Here is an 18,345-nt window from a genome sequence, read left to right as displayed (position 1 = left end):
CTTTTGTGCCATGCAAATTCAAGTATTAAAATCAAAAATTCATCGGGTAAAAGTTACTGGAGCCGATTTAAACTATATTGGCAGTATTACCATCGACGAAAACTTATTAGAAGCTTCTAATATTATTGAAGGAGAAAAAGTATCTATTGTTAACATCAACAACGGAGAACGTTTTGAAACTTACGCCATAAAAGGACAACGAAATTCAGGCGAAATCACTCTTAATGGTCCGGCTGCCCGAAAAGTACAAAGAGACGATATTATTATTATCATTTCTTATGCTACTTTAGATTTCGAAGAAGCAAAAACCTTTCAACCCTGGATTATTTTTCCAAATGAAAATGATAATTCATTGACCTAAATTAGTATTTTAAAAACATAAATAACCGAAGCGTTTCTTAACAGGAACGCTTCTTTGTTTTATAAGCTTTATTTTACTTTCATTAAAAAGTACTATCTTGCTGTTCTATTTGATACCAAACATAAATACAATGTAGTCCAATCGTTGTGGTATAATGCCGTTGTATATTTTATTGGTCCAATGAAATAACAAACGGTATAAAATACTCATTTTAAAATCCCAAATCATGAAACAAACACTACTTTTATTCTTCTTTTCGATTTCATTATTTGCTCAAAAAAACACCGAGTTAATCAAATCCAGTAAACTTGGCGAAACCAGAGAAATTGTCATTAGCTTACCTTCTTCTTACGAAACAAATACGACCAAAAAATATCCCATTCTATTATTATTAGATGGTGATTATTTATTAGAACCTTTTGAAGGTGCATTAAAATATGGCGAATATTGGGATGATTTACCCGAAACTATCATTATAGGAATTAATCAAAAAAATAGCCGCATGAACGATTGTGGTTTTGATGAAACCGAAGGAACTCCTACAAAAAGATCAGCTGCTTTTTATAATTTCATCGGTGAAGAGCTGATGCCATTTATCGAAAAAAAATACCGTGTTGCTCCTTTTAGAATTATTGCCGGACATGATACCACAGCCGGATTTTTAAACTTCTTTCTTTACAAAGAAAATCCTTTTTTCAACGCCTATATTTCACTAAGCCCTGAACTTGCTCCAGGAATGGAAAACCAAATTGCAACAAGCTTAACCAATACCAAAAAGACTTTATTTTATTATCAATCTTCTGCTGATGGTGACATTAAACAACTACGCGAACCTGTAGAAAATTTAGACAGCAACATCAAATTGATCACAAATTCGTTAGTAAATTACCGATACGACAAATTCAACAATGCTTCGCATTATTCCTTAGTTTTATATTCGATTCCAAATGCATTGTACCAAATTTTCGATAGTTACAAACCTATTTCTTCTACTGAATTTTCAGAAAAAATTGTTACTTTACCATCAGGATATGTTGATTATTTAACAAAGAAATACCAAATCACAACTGAAAAACTAGGTTTAAATATTCCTATTCGAATTAATGATTTCAAAGCTATCGAATCCGCTATTTTAAAAAACAAAGCTTATGATGAACTGGAAAAACTGGCTCAAATTGCCAATAAAAATTATCCAAAATCAATGCTTGCCGATTACGAATTAGGTTTGATGTATGAAAAAACAGGCGATGCCAAAAAAGCTGCCGCTAAATACCAACGTGCTTCACAATTAGAAGAAATTGGTGATTTGACCAAAGAAATGATGTACAATAAGTACGATGATATGAAAAGCTTAACTGTTAAAAAATAATGTCGAAAGTTAAAACCTCTTTTTTCTGCCAGAATTGCGGAACATCTTATGCCAAATGGCAAGGTCAATGCAATGCCTGCAAAGAATGGAACACCATTGCCGAAGAAATCATTCAAAAGCAAGATAAAGTAGCCTGGAAAAGCGAACCCACTCCAAGCAACAGAGCGCCAAAACCTCTAAAAATAACCGAAATCGATTCAACTCAGGAAATCCGGATGGACACAACTGATGCCGAATTAAATCGTGTTTTAGGTGGCGGAATTGTTCCTGGATCTTTGACTCTTTTGGGTGGCGAACCAGGGATTGGAAAAAGTACACTTTTACTCCAAATTTCATTAAAACTACCTTATAAAACCTTATATGTTTCAGGCGAAGAAAGTCAGAAACAAATAAAAATGCGCGCCGAAAGAATCACACCATCAAGTGACAATTGCTATATTCTAACGGAAACTAAAACGCAAAATATTTTTAAGCAAATTGAAGCCATTGAACCCGAAATCGTAATTATCGATTCGATTCAAACGCTACATACGGATTATATCGAATCGACAGCAGGAAGTATTTCGCAAATTAGAGAAACTACTGCCGAACTGATCAAATTTGCCAAAGAAAGTAATATTCCTGTGATTTTAATTGGTCATATTACCAAAGATGGAAACATTGCCGGACCAAAAATATTAGAACACATGGTTGATACCGTTTTGCAATTTGAAGGCGACAGAAATCATGTGTACCGAATCCTTCGTTCATTAAAAAACCGTTTTGGTTCTACTGCCGAAATTGGTATTTACGAAATGCTGGGCAGCGGATTAAGAGAAGTTTCTAATCCGTCCGAAATATTGATTTCGCATAAAGACGAAGAATTATCAGGAACCGCCATTGCCACCACACTCGAAGGCATGCGCCCGCTGATGATTGAAATCCAATCCTTAGTAAGTACTGCAGTTTACGGAACTCCACAACGCAGTACCACTGGTTATAATGCCAAAAGACTGAACATGATTTTAGCCGTTTTAGAGAAACGTGCCGGTTTCAGGCTTGGCGCCAAAGACGTTTTCCTGAACGTAACCGGAGGAATTTCGGTGGATGATCCTGCAATTGACTTAGCAGTTGTTGCCGCGATTTTATCATCAAATGAAGATATTCCTGTAAACAAAGAATTTTGCTTTGCCGGCGAAGTCGGACTTTCAGGCGAAATACGCCCTGTAAATCGAGTTGACCAACGCATTCAGGAAGCCGAGAAATTAGGATTTTCGACTATTTTCGTTTCTAAATACAATAAAATTGCCTTAAAAAATCCAGGAATCAAAATTGAATTAGTCGCTAAAATTGAAGATGTAGCGAGTATGCTTTTTGGATAAAATTATCAAAATCCTGAAAGCTTAAATACTTTCAGGATTTTGTTTTTACTTTATCGTGTCAACAGCAATTTTAGGTTCTACAGATTGAACAGCTTTTGGAACTATTGGTTTTTTCCTAGTAGGCATTGCCAGAGTATTGACTTTCGTTTCCAGAACAACCCGAGGACTAGGCTTGATTACTTTTTTGATTGTTACAGCATCATTTAAAACAAAAGGAGTTGGCATCATCCAGTCTGCTCTTTTATTCATTGTAAACAACGGATTTTGCATTAAATCAAACGAACTTTCTAACAACGTCATATCAAAAACAGCAGCTGTATTTATATTAAATTCTAAAACCAACGGATCATTATCAACTACATAATAACTCAATAATTTTTTACCTTCTCTTTTATAAATTTTTCCTTTTTGCTGTAAATGAGTAACTCCATTTGCCTTAATATTATGAAGTTGCATTTTTTCATTAGCAAAAATATCATAACGATTCACTTTTCGATTCGGCGAAATACGAATCTTCAGATACCTTTGACCATCCGAAATACTATCCGTTAAAAAATCAATTGTTGGCTGTGGAATATTTTTTAAAGGAGCTTTCGCAGCAAAAGTAAAGTGAGTATCGTATTTACTAAAAAGTGGAATTTCTTCCAATCCTTTTGGTTGATTTGGATTTTCGCCTAAATAATTCTTAGTCCAGGAATCAAGGTTTTTATCATAAGTCAACCATTGAGCAGAGTTTGTATCAGCATCCAAAAGATAAATTAAACTATTCGATTTTGCTTTGCCTTTTTCATAATTAGATTCTAAATGGGCTTTGGTAAAAAAACCTATTGAAGCTAATAAGAAAAGAATAGACCAACTTCCTTTTTTAATAAAATTACCTAAAGTGGGTAATAATAATCCAAAACATAAAGCGGTAAGAATTGCAGTTGCAAACAACATTTTTAGTCCAAGACCTATTGGAAACATTTGGATAAAAGGAGCAATGATTAACAATGCGGAAATACTAAAAATCAGGTTTAAAATGGGACTGTACTTTTGAGTAAGAATATAAAATCCGAAAGCAAAAATTCCAAAATAAGTAGGAATAATTAAAAATCCGGCACCTTGTAATCCAAAAGCAATTCCGATATTGATAAGTAACCAAATAAAAATGGGCGCTACAAAATGATTAGCAGTAATTTTATCTGGAGTGAAGAAATGATAAAACGCAAAACAAATTGCCAAACTCAAGGATACAAAAGCAGCTATATAGGCATGTCCGTTATAAGTAAAGCCATTAAGTAAATCATTGTATTGTGGGTAAATTTGTAACAAGAGTTGCCATCCTAAAAAAGTAATAAGTCCCGCTGCAAACAACGAACCCAAAAACGGAACAAAACCTTGCAGCATTTTTTGAGGTGTCAATATTCTCTTGGCAATTCCTAAAAAGATGAAAAATAAGAACACGACAAAAGCAACAATCACCATAGGAATTACCCAACTAAATGGATAACTGATAAAACTAAAAGGAATTGAAAAATAAACATAATCCTCAACTGCTTCAGTAGTATTCAAATCAGCATTCGAAAAATAGTTAAGTAAAGGCATCAGATAAGAACCTTGATGTGCTAAGGAATTAACATCTAAATGCTGAATATCATCCTGAGCTGTATGATAATTATAATGACTATCAATAAAAGCAAAATTAAATCCCTGAATACTGCCTTGCTCTCTAAAAACAGTCAAATCAGTATCATTAGGCAGCATTTTATAAATGCTGTACATTAACGAATTTGAGACTGGAAAAGTAGGATTTGCAGCGGCAAAATTTTCAACCATTCCGGCATTACCATTATTGGTTTCCATTAACATATAACTTGGTCCCGATGTCCCGCGTGCTTCAAAATTGAGCGCTAAACCTACTTCTTTTGCCCATTGATGTTGGGTTACAAAAAGTGCAGCACCGTTTAATCCTAATTCTTCTGCATCGGTAAATAAGATAATAATATCATTCTTGTGAGGTGTTTTAGAATGTAAAAAAGCGCGAACACCTTCTAAAATAGTCGCTACACCTGTAGCATCATCACTAGCCCCCAGCGAAGCCGAATGTGGTGCGCTGTCATAATGAGAAAGCAACAACAAGGCTTTTCCGTTTTGACTTCCTTTTATTCGAGCCAGAATATTTTTAGATTTAGTCAAATTCCCCCAATCAGTCAAGGTATATCCATTTTGAAAACTGGTTTCAAGTCCTAGTTTTGTTAATTCATACCTTAAATAATTGGCAACCTGATTATGATTTTCTGAACCTACATAATGTGGTTTTTGACTCATATTTTTTATGTGTACCAAAGCTCTTTCTGTCGAAAACTCTGCAAGCGGTTTATTTTCGTCAGAAGTCCATTGCGGCATCATGCTGAAGAAAACCACAGCCAGAACTGTTATAAAAAATAGCATCGAAAAAACGGATGATAAGTCTTTTTTCATTTTAGGTAGATTTGGGAGAAATTGCTAATTGTCTTTTTTGACCAGAATGTAGAAGTCATTTTCTAATAACATATAACCCTGATCATACAGGAAATAGTATGTATTTCCTGTTTTTGTTTTTAGAATATTGGTAAAAAAATCAAAATCAAAACCTTTTCCTAATAATTTTGTTTTAGTTGTTTTTGACTTTCCATCAACATTGAGTTCAGTAAGAATGCGATAATTTTTACGCAATTTGTTATTGATATTACGCATGATGTTATTACTATCCTTATTCATTTTATTGTTATAGGCATTACGGCAACCATCACTACAAAACTTCTTGTCTTCGCGACCTATAATTTTTTCACCACATTCTAAACAGTTTTTACTCATGACTCATTCTTTATAAGTAGATTAATAGAGTTTATTTTTTTATAATATTGATTATATCTTGGACTTTATTAATATCACAATTAGTTAATAAAATTTCTTTTATACCATTTTTCATTTTTATTTGTAGTTTATCAGATCTTTTTCGAATATTTATTCCAGAAACAAAAGCTATTATGTATTCTATAAAATCAAATTGTTGTTTTAAAAATTTGATTTCTAAAATATCTGACAAATCGATTATACCGTTATCTTGAGCATAATCATGATTATTTATAATTAGAAAATTATTTTCCACATATAATTCAAACAAAGGAAATTTTCTAATTTCATTTTTCATGGCCTATTATTTTAGTTTTTTAATTCGGTATAAATCATGACGACGGTCTTTTAAAATCTTCACACTTCCGTGTTCGTGTAATTCTTTTAACAAATCTAAATCGACATCAACAATCAAGGTCATCTCAGTATTAGGCGTTGTTTCGGCCTTGATTCCGTTGCTTGGAAACGCAAAATCCGAAGGTGTAAAAACCGCCGTTTGTGCATATTGAATATCCATGTTATTTACTTTTGGTAAATTCCCCACACAACCTGCAATCGCCACATAACATTCGTTTTCGATTGCTCTGGCCTGAGCGCAATGTTTTACGCGGGTATAACCGTTTTGAGTATCTGTCAGGAAAGGAACAAATAAGATATTCATACCTTCATCGGCCATTAATCGGGAAAGTTCCGGAAATTCGACATCATAACAAATCATGATTCCTATTTTACCACAATCGGTATCAAAAGTCTGAATATGATTTCCGCCTGTTATTCCCCAATGAAAAACTTCATTTGGTGTAATATGAATTTTAGTGTAGGTTTCATAAGTCCCGTCTCTTTTGCATAAAAAACCACTGTTATACAGTACGCCATCAACTAGATTGGGCATGCTTCCACTAATGATGTTGATGTTATACGAAATCGCTAATTCCTGAAAACGTTTCCTTATAGGTTCGGCATATTTAGCTAATTCCCGAATAGCATCGGCTTCAGATAAATGATTATAATCGGCCATTAAAGGCGCGATAAATAATTCGGGAAAAACGGCAAAGTCACTTCCATAACCCGAAACAGCATCAATAAAAAATTCGGACTGTTCGAATAAGGCTTCTAAATTGCCCAATGGTCGCATTTGCCATTGAATCAATCCTAATCGAATAACTGTTTTCTCTTTGTTAATAATCTGCGGACTTTCAACATAATAAATATTATTCCACTCCAACAGTACCGCAAATTCTTTAGACTTTTTATCGCCTTCAAGATAGTTTTTCATGACTCTCATTACGTGAAAATCATTACTCAGCTGAAATGACAAAACAGGATCGTGAATTTCTTTTCTTTTTACCTTATCAATATAGGTTTTAGGATTCAATTCCTGAGCATAATTCACATAATTAGGAATTCGTCCTGCAAATACAATTGATTTCAAATTGAGTTCTTCGCAAATTTCTTTTCGGGCATCATATAAACGGCGTCCTAATCGTAATCCGCGGTATTTTGGTATCACAAAAACGTCAATTCCGTATAAGATTTCGCCCTTGGATGTATGTGTCGAAAAAGTATAATTTCCGGTAATTTTAGCATAATCATGATTTTGATCGACTAAATCTTCAGGAACAATAAGCGATAATGCCGAACCAACAACAATATCATCTACAAGAATAACCAGTTGGCCTTCGGGAAATATTTTAAGTAATTTTTTAATATCAGCTTCTTTCCAATAATCATTTACCATTTCAGGATAAGATTCGATCATTGAATTTTTTAATTCATTATAGTCTTGAATTTTTAGATTTCGTAGCTCGACTTTGTTAATTTCTGCTTGCATAAAAGAATTGATTTTCTGAAAGATACAAAAAAAAGTATCCGTTTACAAACGCTTACAATTATTTACAACCGAAAGTAAGTAACTAATAACCGAATAATGTATTGCTGTGGTTGCAATTTTGTACCGTCGAAAGCCAACAAACTCTTTCGATAATTATAATCCACAAAGTCTGAAGAGTTCAGATGATAACAATTTAATACTATACGCCATGAATGCATTAAGAAACAAAGTACAGTTGATAGGTCATTTAGGAAATGAACCAGAAATCAAAAATTTTGACGGAGGAAAAAAGTTAGCCAATTTTACATTAGCGACTAATGAAACTTACAAAAACGACAAAGGTGAAAAGGTAGAAGAAACCCAATGGCATCGATTAGTAGCCTGGGGAAAAACTGCCGAAATCATCGAAAAATATGTGACTAAAGGAAAAGAAATTGCTATTGAAGGCAAATTAACACATCGCACTTATGAAGATAAAAACGGCGAAAAACGTTATGTTACTGAAGTAGTGGTTTCTGATTTGCTTTTATTAGGTAAACCATAATTTAATCGAAATATTTTAACCGCAAAGAGCACAAAGATTTTCGGAAAGTTTCACTAAGTTTTATACCGAACAAAAAGAAATTTGTGGTGGAAAAATTTACACGCTTTGCGTTTAAAACCCGTAATAAAACAGAAAACCCATCAAGTTCTAAAAAAACGAGATGGGTTTTTATATATAAAGTTAAGCTACTTTTTGAATCAAATCATACATAGGACAACGTTTGCAACGTTTGCTTTCAGATTTTTTGAACTTTTCGCAACAAGAAGATTTACAGTTTTCTACCTTTTTAATGACATTAAGAGCTTCTTTTTTCTTTTTGTCTTTCTTCTTCTTTTTCTTGTCCTTTTCTTTTTCTTTCTTACTCACCTTTCCTTATGCTTTAAAACCGAGGCAAATATAAAGAGAAAAACGCTATCTTTATATATTCTAAATAAAATTTAACGTTTTTTATTTTGGACTAACCGCTGCTGAACTAACTACTGTTAGTTGCTGAATATCACGATCAAACAAGTACAATCCGCCTTTATCGTCACCAATTAAGTTGATTTTATCTAAAATAGTTTTTGCTGTAGCTTCTTCTTCAATTTGCTCAGACACATACCATTGTAAGAAATTATGAGTAGCATAATCTTTTTCAGCAAAAGTAATATGTACTAATTCGTTAATTGAATTGGAAACAAAAAGTTCGTGCTCGTACAAAGCTTCAAACATTTCTTTGAAAGTCGTATAAGTCGTTTTAGGCGCTTTCAAATCGGTAACTTGTGCGTGTCCGCCTCTTTCGTTAACATATTTAACCAATTTAAGCATGTGAGCGCGTTCTTCATCAGACTGCGCATACATAAATTGAGCAATTCCTTCTAATCCGTTTACTTCGGCCCAACAAGCCATTGATAAATAAGTTTGAGAAGACTCTGCTTCAATACGGATTTGAGAGTTTAGCGCTTTTTGTATATTCTTTGATAACATAATTCTATGGATTTTTATTAAACATAGAGTAAAGTTACTGAAAAGCAAATAAAAATCCTGCAACAAACTCCATTTGATTTTTATGCAGTAATAGTTTTAATCTATTTAGTCACTTTCAAAATCAAAACCAATATTGAAACTATAAAAGAGAAATAACCTCTGTAATTTTTTCAAAAGCGCTAAAGTTCACGTGTTTTACTTCATGATCAATTTTTTCATGTGCCCAAGTAGTATGAAACGGAACGTGTGCGGCATAACCACCAATACCTAAAACAGGCAGAACATCTGATTTTAACGAATTTCCAATCATGAAAAATTCGGAAGGTTGAATTTCTAAACGCTTAATAAGGTCAAGATAATCCTGTTCCTGCTTGTCTGACATCACTTCGATATGATGAAAATATTTTCCTAATCCTGAGTTGTGTAACTTTCGGCGTTGGTCTAACAAATCACCTTTAGTAGCTACAACCAGTTTGTATTTTCCATGCAAAGCCTCCAGCGTCTCTTCGACACCATCAAGCAAAACAATTGGTTTCTCTAACAATTCTTTACCATACTGAATTATTTTTGCAACAACCTCAACAGGAATCGTATTATCAGAAATTGTCATTGCCGCTTCTATCATTGAAAGAATATAAGCTTTGATGCCATAACCATATATCGGTAAATTTTTTATTTCTATTCTAAAAAGTTCCTGAGAAATACTTTTGTGTGAAAGATAATCGCTCATCAATTCACAAAACTTTTCTTCGGTTTCCAGAAAATAAGTTTCGTTTACAAACAAAGTATCATCAGCGTCGAAGGCAATTACTTTTAGGCTCATATTTGTTTTAAATTTTTAAATCCAATGGGTTTGTTATAAAAAGTGATTCGTATTCCTAAAAGTAGAAAAACGGCACCAATAATCCTAAACCAACTCATTTTTTCGTCTAAGAAAATCCACGCCAGCAGAGTTGCTAAAACCGCTTGTCCTAACAAACTAAGTGAAACTCTTGTTGCCTGCAAATGCTGCGTTGAGTAACTAATTAACAACCAAGCCATCAGCTGACAAATAGCACCTTGTATAAATAATACCATCCAAGCCGTATTAGAAAATCCGGTAAAATTTTCTTCTGAAATAATACAAACCAAACCCAGAAACAAACTCGATGAAACTAAAACAATACTCATAAACGAAAGAATATCTACTTTAGTCAATAGGTTTTTACTAATCAAGATGTAGGTAGCATATAACATTCCCGACAAAATCGCTAATATAAAAGCCAAATCAAAGTTAAATTGAACAAAAGTTTCATAACCTACTAAAGTTACCATCCCAAAAAGAGCGATTGCGGTTCCAATCCAAAAGTTAACTGATGGTTTGTTCTTCAAAACTAAAAATGAACCGATGCCAACCCAAACCGGCGATAAATTAGCTAATAAAGTAGCTTGTGTTGCACTTGATTTTTGAATAGCGATATTCCAAATAGCAATATCTGTCGCAAATACAAGACCACCAACTACTGCAAGGAATGTAATCCTATGATGTGGCAGTTTGAATTTTCCGCTAAATATTACATAAGGTAATAAGAGAACAGCAGCAATAAACATTCGATAAAATGCAGAAATCAATCCACTTGTTAAATGCAGTCGAACTAAAATAGGAAATATAGAAATACAAAGTATTCCAAGCGCTAAAGCTAATTTGGGTTTTGCATTATTCATATTTACTACTCCTTATAAAAACCAATTGCCACGTAAAAATTGTGGCAATTGAGTATAATTTATGATTGTATTTCGTTTAATTTATTGTCTCTCCATTCCCTACTCCATCAGCATCCGGATTTACGAAAACCAATTTTCCTTCGGCGTTATTGGTCATCAAAATCATTCCCTGACTTTCTACACCACGAAGCGCTCTTGGAGCAAGATTTACTAAAACAGTTACTCGTTTTCCAATAATATCTTCTGGTTTGAAACTCTCAGCAATTCCGGAAACAATCGTACGAACATCAATTCCCGTATCTACTTTTAAAATCAGTAATTTGTTTGCTTTTGGCATTTTTTCAGCTTCCAAAATTGTTCCTACACGAATATCCATTTTAGCAAAATCTTCAAATTGAATCAAATCTTTTTGCGGCTCAACCTCTTTATTTTCTGCTAAATTTGCTGTTTTTGTAGCTTCCAGTTTGTCTATTTGTTTTTGAATTGCTTCGTCTTCAATTTTTGCAAATAATAATTCTGCTTCGCCTATTTGATGACCAGCAGGCATTAAATCTGAATTTTCAGCAATTGCATCCCAGTTTAATCTATCTTCGATTTTTAAAACACGAGTCAACTTAGCAGCGGTGAAAGGTAAAAACGGCTCACATAAAACGCTTAAAGCAGCAGCTATTTGCAATGCCACATACATCTGAGTTTTGGTACGTTCTTCATCCATTTTTATCATTTTCCAAGGCTCTTCGTCAGCCAGGTATTTATTTCCTAAACGGGCAACATTCATCATTTCGCTCAAAGCTTCACGGAATCTATAACGTTCCACTGAGCTCGAAATTACTGCTGGATACGCTTTTAATTCTGCTAAAGTTTGTTCGTCTACTTCCGAAAATTCATTTGGAACAGGAACAATTCCTTCATAATATTTATTAGTCAAAACCACCACACGATTAATGAAATTTCCAAAAATCGCTACTAACTCGTTATTATTTCTAGCCTGAAAATCTTTCCAGGTAAAATCATTGTCTTTTGTTTCTGGTGCATTCGAAGTCAAAGCATAACGCAAAACATCCTGCTGATTTGGGAATTCTTCCAAATATTCATGCAACCAAACTGCCCAGTTTTTAGAAGTCGATAATTTATTTCCTTCTAAGTTCAGGAATTCATTTGCAGGAACATTGTCAGGCAAAATATAGCTTCCTTCGGCTTTTAACATCGCTGGAAAAATCACGCAATGGAAAACAATATTGTCTTTCCCAATGAAGTGAACCAACTTCGTCTTTTCATCTTTCCAGTACGGTTCCCAGTCTTTTCCCTCTCTCGCAGCCCATTCTTTAGTTGACGAAATGTATCCAATAGGAGCATCAAACCAAACGTATAATTTCTTTCCTTCGGCACCTTCCACAGGAACATCAATTCCCCAATCCAAATCACGGGTTACCGCACGAGGCTCTAATCCACCGTCAATCCAGGATTTGACCTGACCAAAAACATTAGGTTTCCAGTCGTTTTTATGTCCTTCAAGAATCCATTCTCTCAAAAAGGCATCGTATCTATCCAATGGTAAAAACCAGTGTTTTGTCGATTTCAAAATAGGAGTTTCTCCCGTAATAGTCGATTTTGGATTAATCAAATCGGTAGCATTCAAAGTCGAACCACATTTTTCGCATTGGTCGCCATATGCTTCTTCGTTGCCACATTTTGGACAAGTTCCAATTACAAAACGATCTGCCAAAAATTGATCTGCTTTAGCATCATACAATTGTTCCGTAACTTCTTCGATAAAATCACCTTTATCATATAATTTTTTAAAAAATTCCGAAGCCGTATCATGGTGAATTTTAGCTGAAGTTCGAGAATAATTATCAAATGCAATTCCAAAATCAGAAAACGATTTACGGATAATTCCATCGTATTTATCAATAACTTCCTGAGGTGTAATGCCCTCTTTTTTAGCTTTCATCGAAATGGCAACTCCATGTTCGTCGCTTCCGCAAACAAACAAAACGTCTCTTCCTTGTAATCTTAAATATCTGGAATAGATGTCCGAAGGCACGTAAACACCCGCCAAATGCCCAATATGAATTGGTCCGTTAGTATAAGGCAACGCCGCCGTAATGGTATATCTTTCTGGATTCTGTAGCATAATTCAATTTTATAGAGCGCAAAAATAAGGAATCCAATTTTATTTGGAGCTATTTACCACTCCCGAAACTTCTGGACATTGCAATCTTTCTATTTTTAAAGAAAAAAGTAAAAGGATTTCCCAATCAAAAACTCCAATGCTAATAAGATTAATTTTTATATTTGAAAAAAGAAATCAAAGATGCAATATACCTTTAGAAAAGCCGAAATACCTGACGCAGATTCGATTTGGAAGCTATTACAACAAGCCATTATTAGAAGAAAAAATGATGGAAGTAATCAATGGCAGGATGGTTATCCAAATCTAAACGTGGTAAAAAATGACATTGAAAAAGGATATGGTTTTGTATTAGTTGAAGAAGAAACAATCATAGGATATGTTGCCGTGATGATTAATAACGAACCTGCCTATGAAGCTATTGAAGGAAAGTGGTTGACAAATGATGATTTTGTTGTTATACACCGAGTAGCAATTGATGAAAATTATTTGGGTAAAGGTCTCGCCAAAAAGATTATGAATTATGTAGAAGATTTTGCACTTCAAAACAAAATTTACAGCATCAAAGCCGATACTAATTTTGACAATTTTGCAATGATGAAAATTTTCGAAAACCTAAACTATACCTTATGTGGTGAAGTGTTTTTTAGAGGAGCACCAAGAAAAGCCTACGAAAAAGTGCTTAAATAAAATTACAAATCTCTTTTCCCCTATCTTTGCGAACGGATTTAAAGAAAATAAATCATGCCAAAAGGTCCTGAAAAAAATACCAAAAACAAGGCTTTACATACCAAATTATTGAATCGAAAAAAGGCGAAACTGCAAGAAGAGAAAGCAGCAAAAGCCTTGCGTTTGAAAGCTTTGGTTGCCAAAATCAATCAGCAAAAAAACAGCAGTGAAACTAATGCTGAATAAATCTTCTTTTATTAAATCTAAAAATTTATTCTTGTAAATTTTCGATTTCTTCTTTCAACTTTTCTAGATGACGATGGATAATTGCCCAAACAATCGAATTATCTATACTATCATAAGCATGGACTAAACGATTACGAAAACCGATGATTTGTTTGTCGTTTTCAATTGTAAAATCAGATTGAGTTTTGTCTTAGTTTATTTAGAGCTTCCCCGATAATAACTAATTGTCTTTCGACAGCACTTTGAGTTTTTAGATCTTTTTCGTAGCTGTTAAAATCGGCAATATCAACAGTGAATTGACGTACTAAGTCTATTGCTATCAAAACATCAGAAAGATACTTTTTGCTCTTTTCCGTCATAAAGTAAAATTTTGGTAGTATCTATGCTTTTTCTAAGAATTGGATTTTTAATAGAGGAATGAGTTAGTAAGTCTACTTTTCGTTGAAAAAAATCTTCGAATTTATCCCAAATATCCATTAGGTTTTCACCACGTTCCACTGGATCTTCGCTATCAATTTCAATAAGCAAGTCAATATCACTAGATTCTTCGTTGAAATTTCCATTAACCGCAGAACCAAAAGCATAAATATTCTTAACCTTATGACTTTTACACAAGTTTAAAAATTCAGCTAATTTTAATTGTATGGTCTCTTTCATTCTCATACTGCTAAGATAATTTATTTTTTTGAAAAACTTGATTAGTTACAGGATTTTACCCGAAATTTGCCGTCCACACTTTAAAAAGTAATCCAATGGAATTCGGCAGAATCATAATCTCAGAAAACGCAGCCAATAGCGAAAATCCTCAAGACATTGTCAATTCGAATATTTCGGTAATTAACCTGATGCGTGAGGAAAAAATCGACGACGATTTGATTCACGAAGATGCTTTAACAAGTTATTATCTGGATTATTATTACTCTCAATACACTCAGGGAAATTTTGCCCAATTTGTTTACAATTCGGGTTGGAACAAAGAATTGAATGAATTAATTGAAGAAGGTTTACAGTTAATTGGCGCCAATAATCATTTGGAATTATTTCAGGAACAGGCTAAAAAAGTTCGTTTAATGAGTAGCGTAAAATTGGCTAAATTTTTAAAAGGAAAACTGGAAGGCGTAAATCCTGTTAGAGATGCATTAAATAACGATACATTTTTTGAACTGGAAGAAAATCTTGTTGCATTGAACGCTGCTTTTTTAAAATCACATCCTGATACTGAAGTTCTTTCTGTTGAAGAAATGTTTACAGTTTTAGAAGAATTCACAGGACACGAGATTAAAAGAGAATAATTATATCATTCAATAATCACAAATTGAAATAGTTTTAATTTTATTAGGATACAATCAAAATAAGTCTATTTTTGTTAGCACTTAATTTACGGGCAATCCTAAAGATTACAATTAGTTATGGAGACTCTAAATCAATTTTCAAAATTATTTTTGCTGGACATTCGCAATATAATGGGATTGTTGTTTTGGGGAAATTTTGCTTTAGCAGTACTCATTTTTACTTTTCGTTTTACTAATTTCAGTAAGGATAATAAAACACATTTATTAGTATTTGGCTGTTCTAAGATTTTTCAGTCTTTTGCCTGGCTCGCATTTTTTCTTAGAACCGATACAGTCAGTTTTAACCCCGTAAATATTATTATTCCAAACACTTTAATTTTTGGAAGCTATTACCTTGAATCTATCGCCATGTTGATGATGGTGAAAGATAGTTCTAAAAAAGCATATCAAACACAATCAGTCTTTTTTGCTGTTGTACTTTTAAGCTTTTATTATTCGGTATGGATTGAATCTCCGGCTTATGTTAGAGTAGCATTGGCATCGCTTTCTATTTTTTTATTGCTAATCTTACCTACACTTCGATTTTTAACAGCAACGCGAAGCAGTTTATTCAAGAAAATATTAGGTTTTAATTATATCATATTATTAGTCGCATTAATTTTTAGAATTATATATCCGCTTTTTAAAACTTCAACAACGCTATACTCTGTAGATCCTGCACAAAAAATCATCTTTTTGATTGTTTTTATTATGATGATTATCAGCGGTGTGGGCTATTTACTTTTGTTACAGGAAGAAAAAGAAATCCAAATAAAAAAATTATTAAACGACAAAAACACTTTTTTTTCGATTATTGCTCATGATTTAAAAGGACCGTTTAATGGTATTATCGGGCTTTCAGAACTGTTATTAGAAGACAACAATCATTTAGATAATAAGGAAACGAACGAGTTTATCCAACTCATTCATCAATCGTCAAAAGACACTTATTCATTACTTGAAAATCTTTTAACCTGGGCACAATCTCAAACAGGAAATATTGAATTCAGTCCCAAAGAATTAGAAATAACCGCAATTACTAATAAAACGATTAATTTGTTAGCCAATGTTGCTAAAAATAAAAACATAACTGTACAATCTGAAATTGAGAAAGAACATTCTGTTTATGCCGACAAGAATATGCTCGAAACCATTTTTAGAAATTTAGTTTCGAATGCGATAAAATTCACTCCAGTTAATGGCGAAGTGGTACTTTCGATGACAAAAGAAAGCAAACAAACGGTATTTTCGATTAAAGACAACGGCATTGGGATTTCAGCCGAAAAAGTAGCCGAATTATTTATAATTAATCACAGACATAGCACATTAGGTACTGATGACGAAACCGGAACAGGCTTAGGACTGATGTTATGCAAAGAATTTATCGAAAAACATGGCGGCGTACTTTCGGTAGAAAGTGAAATAGGCAAAGGAAGTACTTTTAAATTCACTATTCCTAATCGTTTTTAAATTCCACAGCGATTCTTAAATAAAACTTTGTGAATCTTAGTGAAAACTTTGTCTCATAAGTCGCAAACATTTCCTTAAATTTGCTACCATTATTAGAAATTTTATAGTTATAAAAATCCAACTATGTTACAAATTGCATTTATTAGAGAGAATCAGGAGAAAGTGATCCAGGCTTTAGCAAAAAGAAATTTGGATGCTAAAACCGTGGTAGAAGAAGTGGTAGAACTTGATGAGCGTCGTCGTGCTACGCAAGTAGAATTAGACAACATCTTAGCTGAATCTAATAAATTGTCCAAAGACATAGGTGAAATGATGAAAGCTGGTGAAAAAGCCAAAGCTGCCATTTTAAAAGAAAAAACCGTTAGTAACAAGGAAAAAAGTAAAGCTTTAGCAGAAACTGCCGAAGCAATTGCTGCCGAACTTACTGAAAAACTATACACTTTACCTAATCTTCCTGCTGATATTGTTCCGGAAGGAAAAACGCCTGAGGAAAACCTAAACGTTTTTGAAGCTGGCGAAATTCCGGTTTTACATGAAGGAGCACAACCGCACTGGGAATTGGTAAAAAAATATGACATCATCGATTTCGAATTAGGAAATAAAATAACAGGAGCTGGTTTCCCTGTTTACAAAGGAAAAGGAGCGCGTTTGCAACGTGCCTTAATCAATTATTTTTTAGATAAGAATACAGCTGCAGGTTATAATGAAGTACAGGTTCCGCATCTAGTAAACGAAGCTTCAGGGTATGGAACAGGACAATTGCCGGACAAAGAAGGACAAATGTACCACGCTACTGTTGACAATTTATACCTAATCCCAACGGCTGAAGTTCCTGTAACCAACTTATTCAGAGATGTGTTGTTGAGCGAAAATGAATTACCAATTCTAAAAACAGCTTACACGCCATGTTTCCGTCGTGAAGCAGGTTCTTATGGAGCGCACGTGCGTGGATTAAACCGTTTACACCAGTTTGACAAGGTGGAAATCGTACGTATCGAACATCCTGAAAAGTCTTATGAGGCTTTAGACGGAATGGTAGAACACGTAAAAGAAATTTTGGACGAATTGAAATTGCCATATAGAATTTTACGCCTTTGCGGTGGCGATATGGGTTTCACTTCGGCTTTGACTTATGATTTTGAGGTATTTTCTACAGCACAGGACCGTTGGTTAGAAATTTCTTCTGTGTCTAACTTTGAAACTTTTCAGGCTAACCGTTTAAAATTACGTTTTAAAGACAAAGATGGAAAAAACCAATTGGCACACACCCTAAACGGAAGTTCACTAGCTCTACCTAGAGTTTTAGCAGGAATTCTTGAAAATTACCAAACTCCGGAAGGAATTGTAATCCCAGAGGTGTTACGTTCTTATTGCGGATTTGATATTATCAATTAATTCTGTTTAAAACAGAATTAATTATTTTCACCATTAAGAGATTAAGAAACATTAAGCTTAATAACCTTAATTTCTTCATGGTTCAAA

Annotated in this window: 21 protein-coding genes; 9 read left to right on the top strand and 12 right to left on the bottom strand. The window is 33.6% G+C overall.

Annotation, left to right across the window (positions count from 1 at the left end; translation table 11 throughout):
- Positions 1-10: 10 nt before the first annotated feature.
- The 3 genes from panD to radA all read left to right on the top strand — a co-directional run bounded on the left by panD (position 11) and on the right by radA (position 3,091).
- Positions 11-361 carry an aspartate 1-decarboxylase gene (gene panD / locus FEM21_RS00445; protein WP_035656654.1) on the top strand — a complete coding sequence of 117 codons (351 nt, stop codon included), beginning with the start codon at positions 11-13 and terminating at the stop codon, positions 359-361.
- 226 nt (positions 362-587) lie between these two features.
- Positions 588-1,730, top strand: coding sequence for an alpha/beta hydrolase-fold protein (locus tag FEM21_RS00440; protein WP_035656653.1), 1,143 nt, complete (start codon positions 588-590; stop codon positions 1,728-1,730).
- Positions 1,730-3,091, top strand: a complete 1,362-nt coding sequence (radA, locus tag FEM21_RS00435; protein WP_035656651.1) for a DNA repair protein RadA — start codon at positions 1,730-1,732, stop codon at positions 3,089-3,091. Before FEM21_RS00440 ends, radA begins: the two co-directional genes overlap by 1 nt.
- 45 nt (positions 3,092-3,136) lie before the next feature.
- On the opposite strand, the gene FEM21_RS00430 is transcribed toward radA, so the two are convergent.
- The 4 genes from FEM21_RS00430 to FEM21_RS00415 are packed head-to-tail and all read right to left on the bottom strand — an operon-like array spanning position 3,137 to position 7,799.
- The gene (locus FEM21_RS00430; protein WP_316930329.1) at positions 3,137-5,554 is read right to left on the bottom strand and encodes a M20/M25/M40 family metallo-hydrolase; all 2,418 of its coding nucleotides are present in this window, start codon (positions 5,552-5,554) and stop codon (positions 3,137-3,139) included.
- 24 nt (positions 5,555-5,578) lie between these two features.
- Positions 5,579-5,929, bottom strand: a complete 351-nt coding sequence (locus tag FEM21_RS00425) for a hypothetical protein (RefSeq protein ID WP_035656647.1) — start codon at positions 5,927-5,929, stop codon at positions 5,579-5,581.
- Between the two features lie 31 nt (positions 5,930-5,960).
- Entirely contained in the window at positions 5,961-6,266 is a 306-nt protein-coding gene (locus FEM21_RS00420; protein ID WP_035656646.1) for a hypothetical protein, read from the bottom strand.
- 6 nt (positions 6,267-6,272) lie between these two features.
- Positions 6,273-7,799, bottom strand: a complete 1,527-nt coding sequence (locus tag FEM21_RS00415; protein WP_035656645.1) for a carbon-nitrogen hydrolase family protein — start codon at positions 7,797-7,799, stop codon at positions 6,273-6,275.
- A 208-nt stretch (positions 7,800-8,007) separates the two neighbouring features.
- Between FEM21_RS00415 and FEM21_RS00410 the strand changes: the two genes are divergently transcribed.
- Positions 8,008-8,343 (top strand): single-stranded DNA-binding protein, encoded by a 336-nt coding sequence (locus tag FEM21_RS00410; protein ID WP_035656644.1) that lies wholly within the window; start codon positions 8,008-8,010, stop codon positions 8,341-8,343.
- 180 nt (positions 8,344-8,523) lie between these two features.
- On the opposite strand, the gene FEM21_RS00405 is transcribed toward FEM21_RS00410, so the two are convergent.
- The 5 genes from FEM21_RS00405 to metG all read right to left on the bottom strand — a co-directional run bounded on the left by FEM21_RS00405 (position 8,524) and on the right by metG (position 13,150).
- Positions 8,524-8,709 carry a hypothetical protein gene (locus tag FEM21_RS00405; RefSeq protein ID WP_035656643.1) on the bottom strand — a complete coding sequence of 62 codons (186 nt, stop codon included), beginning with the start codon at positions 8,707-8,709 and terminating at the stop codon, positions 8,524-8,526.
- Positions 8,710-8,790: 81 nt separating this feature from the next.
- A complete protein-coding gene (locus tag FEM21_RS00400) occupies positions 8,791-9,309 on the bottom strand; it encodes a ferritin (protein ID WP_035656641.1) in 519 nt (172 codons plus the stop codon).
- A gap of 139 nt (positions 9,310-9,448) precedes the next feature.
- A complete protein-coding gene (locus tag FEM21_RS00395) occupies positions 9,449-10,132 on the bottom strand; it encodes an HAD family hydrolase (RefSeq protein WP_035656640.1) in 684 nt (227 codons plus the stop codon).
- The gene (locus tag FEM21_RS00390; protein ID WP_035656639.1) at positions 10,129-11,013 is read right to left on the bottom strand and encodes a DMT family transporter; all 885 of its coding nucleotides are present in this window, start codon (positions 11,011-11,013) and stop codon (positions 10,129-10,131) included. Before FEM21_RS00390 ends, FEM21_RS00395 begins: the two co-directional genes overlap by 4 nt.
- Positions 11,014-11,089: 76 nt before the next feature.
- Positions 11,090-13,150, bottom strand: a complete 2,061-nt coding sequence (metG, locus tag FEM21_RS00385) for a methionine--tRNA ligase (RefSeq protein ID WP_035656637.1) — start codon at positions 13,148-13,150, stop codon at positions 11,090-11,092.
- 180 nt (positions 13,151-13,330) lie between these two features.
- Between metG and FEM21_RS00380 the strand changes: the two genes are divergently transcribed.
- Complete coding sequence (locus FEM21_RS00380; protein WP_035656633.1) at positions 13,331-13,837, top strand: GNAT family N-acetyltransferase; 507 nt, start codon at positions 13,331-13,333, stop codon at positions 13,835-13,837.
- 54 nt (positions 13,838-13,891) lie between these two features.
- Positions 13,892-14,062: a hypothetical protein gene (locus FEM21_RS16570; protein ID WP_201448260.1), complete on the top strand. Its 171-nt coding sequence runs from the start codon at positions 13,892-13,894 to the stop codon at positions 14,060-14,062.
- A gap of 25 nt (positions 14,063-14,087) precedes the next feature.
- Here FEM21_RS16570 and FEM21_RS16640 read toward each other — a convergent pair whose 3' ends face one another.
- The 3 genes from FEM21_RS16640 to FEM21_RS00370 form a co-directional block, all read right to left on the bottom strand.
- Complete coding sequence (locus FEM21_RS16640) at positions 14,088-14,168, bottom strand: hypothetical protein (protein ID WP_236353491.1); 81 nt, start codon at positions 14,166-14,168, stop codon at positions 14,088-14,090.
- 67 nt (positions 14,169-14,235) lie between these two features.
- Positions 14,236-14,421 (bottom strand): HepT-like ribonuclease domain-containing protein, encoded by a 186-nt coding sequence (locus tag FEM21_RS16635; protein WP_236353471.1) that lies wholly within the window; start codon positions 14,419-14,421, stop codon positions 14,236-14,238.
- Positions 14,390-14,719, bottom strand: a complete 330-nt coding sequence (locus FEM21_RS00370) for a nucleotidyltransferase family protein (protein WP_035657065.1) — start codon at positions 14,717-14,719, stop codon at positions 14,390-14,392. Before FEM21_RS00370 ends, FEM21_RS16635 begins: the two co-directional genes overlap by 32 nt.
- A gap of 95 nt (positions 14,720-14,814) precedes the next feature.
- Between FEM21_RS00370 and FEM21_RS00365 the strand changes: the two genes are divergently transcribed.
- The 3 genes from FEM21_RS00365 to serS all read left to right on the top strand — a co-directional run bounded on the left by FEM21_RS00365 (position 14,815) and on the right by serS (position 18,258).
- Positions 14,815-15,354: a DMP19 family protein gene (locus tag FEM21_RS00365; protein ID WP_035656632.1), complete on the top strand. Its 540-nt coding sequence runs from the start codon at positions 14,815-14,817 to the stop codon at positions 15,352-15,354.
- 117 nt (positions 15,355-15,471) lie between these two features.
- Positions 15,472-16,863: a sensor histidine kinase gene (locus tag FEM21_RS16070; protein WP_081824612.1), complete on the top strand. Its 1,392-nt coding sequence runs from the start codon at positions 15,472-15,474 to the stop codon at positions 16,861-16,863.
- A gap of 123 nt (positions 16,864-16,986) precedes the next feature.
- On the top strand, positions 16,987-18,258 hold the full coding sequence (gene serS / locus FEM21_RS00355) for a serine--tRNA ligase (protein WP_035656631.1): 1,272 nt from the start codon (positions 16,987-16,989) through the stop codon (positions 18,256-18,258).
- The last annotated feature ends 87 nt before the right edge of the window (positions 18,259-18,345 follow it).

The organism is Flavobacterium seoulense (genome assembly GCF_000695795.1).
In the GTDB taxonomy this organism is placed as follows: domain Bacteria; phylum Bacteroidota; class Bacteroidia; order Flavobacteriales; family Flavobacteriaceae; genus Flavobacterium; species Flavobacterium seoulense.
The sequence above is the reverse complement of the archived record's forward strand: the minus strand, read 5'-3'. Positions and strand labels throughout refer to the sequence as shown.

Excerpts from the sequence above, each read along its gene's own strand:
- panD (WP_035656654.1), top strand. The coding sequence starts at position 11 with ATGCAAATTCAAGTATTAAAATCAAAAATTCATCGGGTAAAAGTTACT.
- FEM21_RS00440 (WP_035656653.1), top strand. The coding sequence starts at position 588 with ATGAAACAAACACTACTTTTATTCTTCTTTTCGATTTCATTATTTGCT.
- radA (WP_035656651.1), top strand. The coding sequence starts at position 1,730 with ATGTCGAAAGTTAAAACCTCTTTTTTCTGCCAGAATTGCGGAACATCT.
- FEM21_RS00430 (WP_316930329.1), bottom strand. The coding sequence starts at position 5,554 with ATGAAAAAAGACTTATCATCCGTTTTTTCGATGCTATTTTTTATAACA.
- FEM21_RS00425 (WP_035656647.1), bottom strand. The coding sequence starts at position 5,929 with ATGAGTAAAAACTGTTTAGAATGTGGTGAAAAAATTATAGGTCGCGAA.
- FEM21_RS00420 (WP_035656646.1), bottom strand. The coding sequence starts at position 6,266 with ATGAAAAATGAAATTAGAAAATTTCCTTTGTTTGAATTATATGTGGAA.
- FEM21_RS00415 (WP_035656645.1), bottom strand. The coding sequence starts at position 7,799 with ATGCAAGCAGAAATTAACAAAGTCGAGCTACGAAATCTAAAAATTCAA.
- FEM21_RS00410 (WP_035656644.1), top strand. The coding sequence starts at position 8,008 with ATGAATGCATTAAGAAACAAAGTACAGTTGATAGGTCATTTAGGAAAT.
- FEM21_RS00400 (WP_035656641.1), bottom strand. The coding sequence starts at position 9,309 with ATGTTATCAAAGAATATACAAAAAGCGCTAAACTCTCAAATCCGTATT.
- FEM21_RS00395 (WP_035656640.1), bottom strand. The coding sequence starts at position 10,132 with ATGAGCCTAAAAGTAATTGCCTTCGACGCTGATGATACTTTGTTTGTA.
- FEM21_RS00390 (WP_035656639.1), bottom strand. The coding sequence starts at position 11,013 with ATGAATAATGCAAAACCCAAATTAGCTTTAGCGCTTGGAATACTTTGT.
- metG (WP_035656637.1), bottom strand. The coding sequence starts at position 13,150 with ATGCTACAGAATCCAGAAAGATATACCATTACGGCGGCGTTGCCTTAT.
- FEM21_RS00380 (WP_035656633.1), top strand. The coding sequence starts at position 13,331 with ATGCAATATACCTTTAGAAAAGCCGAAATACCTGACGCAGATTCGATT.
- FEM21_RS16570 (WP_201448260.1), top strand. The coding sequence starts at position 13,892 with ATGCCAAAAGGTCCTGAAAAAAATACCAAAAACAAGGCTTTACATACC.
- FEM21_RS16635 (WP_236353471.1), bottom strand. The coding sequence starts at position 14,421 with ATGACGGAAAAGAGCAAAAAGTATCTTTCTGATGTTTTGATAGCAATA.
- FEM21_RS00370 (WP_035657065.1), bottom strand. The coding sequence starts at position 14,719 with ATGAAAGAGACCATACAATTAAAATTAGCTGAATTTTTAAACTTGTGT.
- FEM21_RS00365 (WP_035656632.1), top strand. The coding sequence starts at position 14,815 with ATGGAATTCGGCAGAATCATAATCTCAGAAAACGCAGCCAATAGCGAA.
- FEM21_RS16070 (WP_081824612.1), top strand. The coding sequence starts at position 15,472 with ATGGAGACTCTAAATCAATTTTCAAAATTATTTTTGCTGGACATTCGC.
- serS (WP_035656631.1), top strand. The coding sequence starts at position 16,987 with ATGTTACAAATTGCATTTATTAGAGAGAATCAGGAGAAAGTGATCCAG.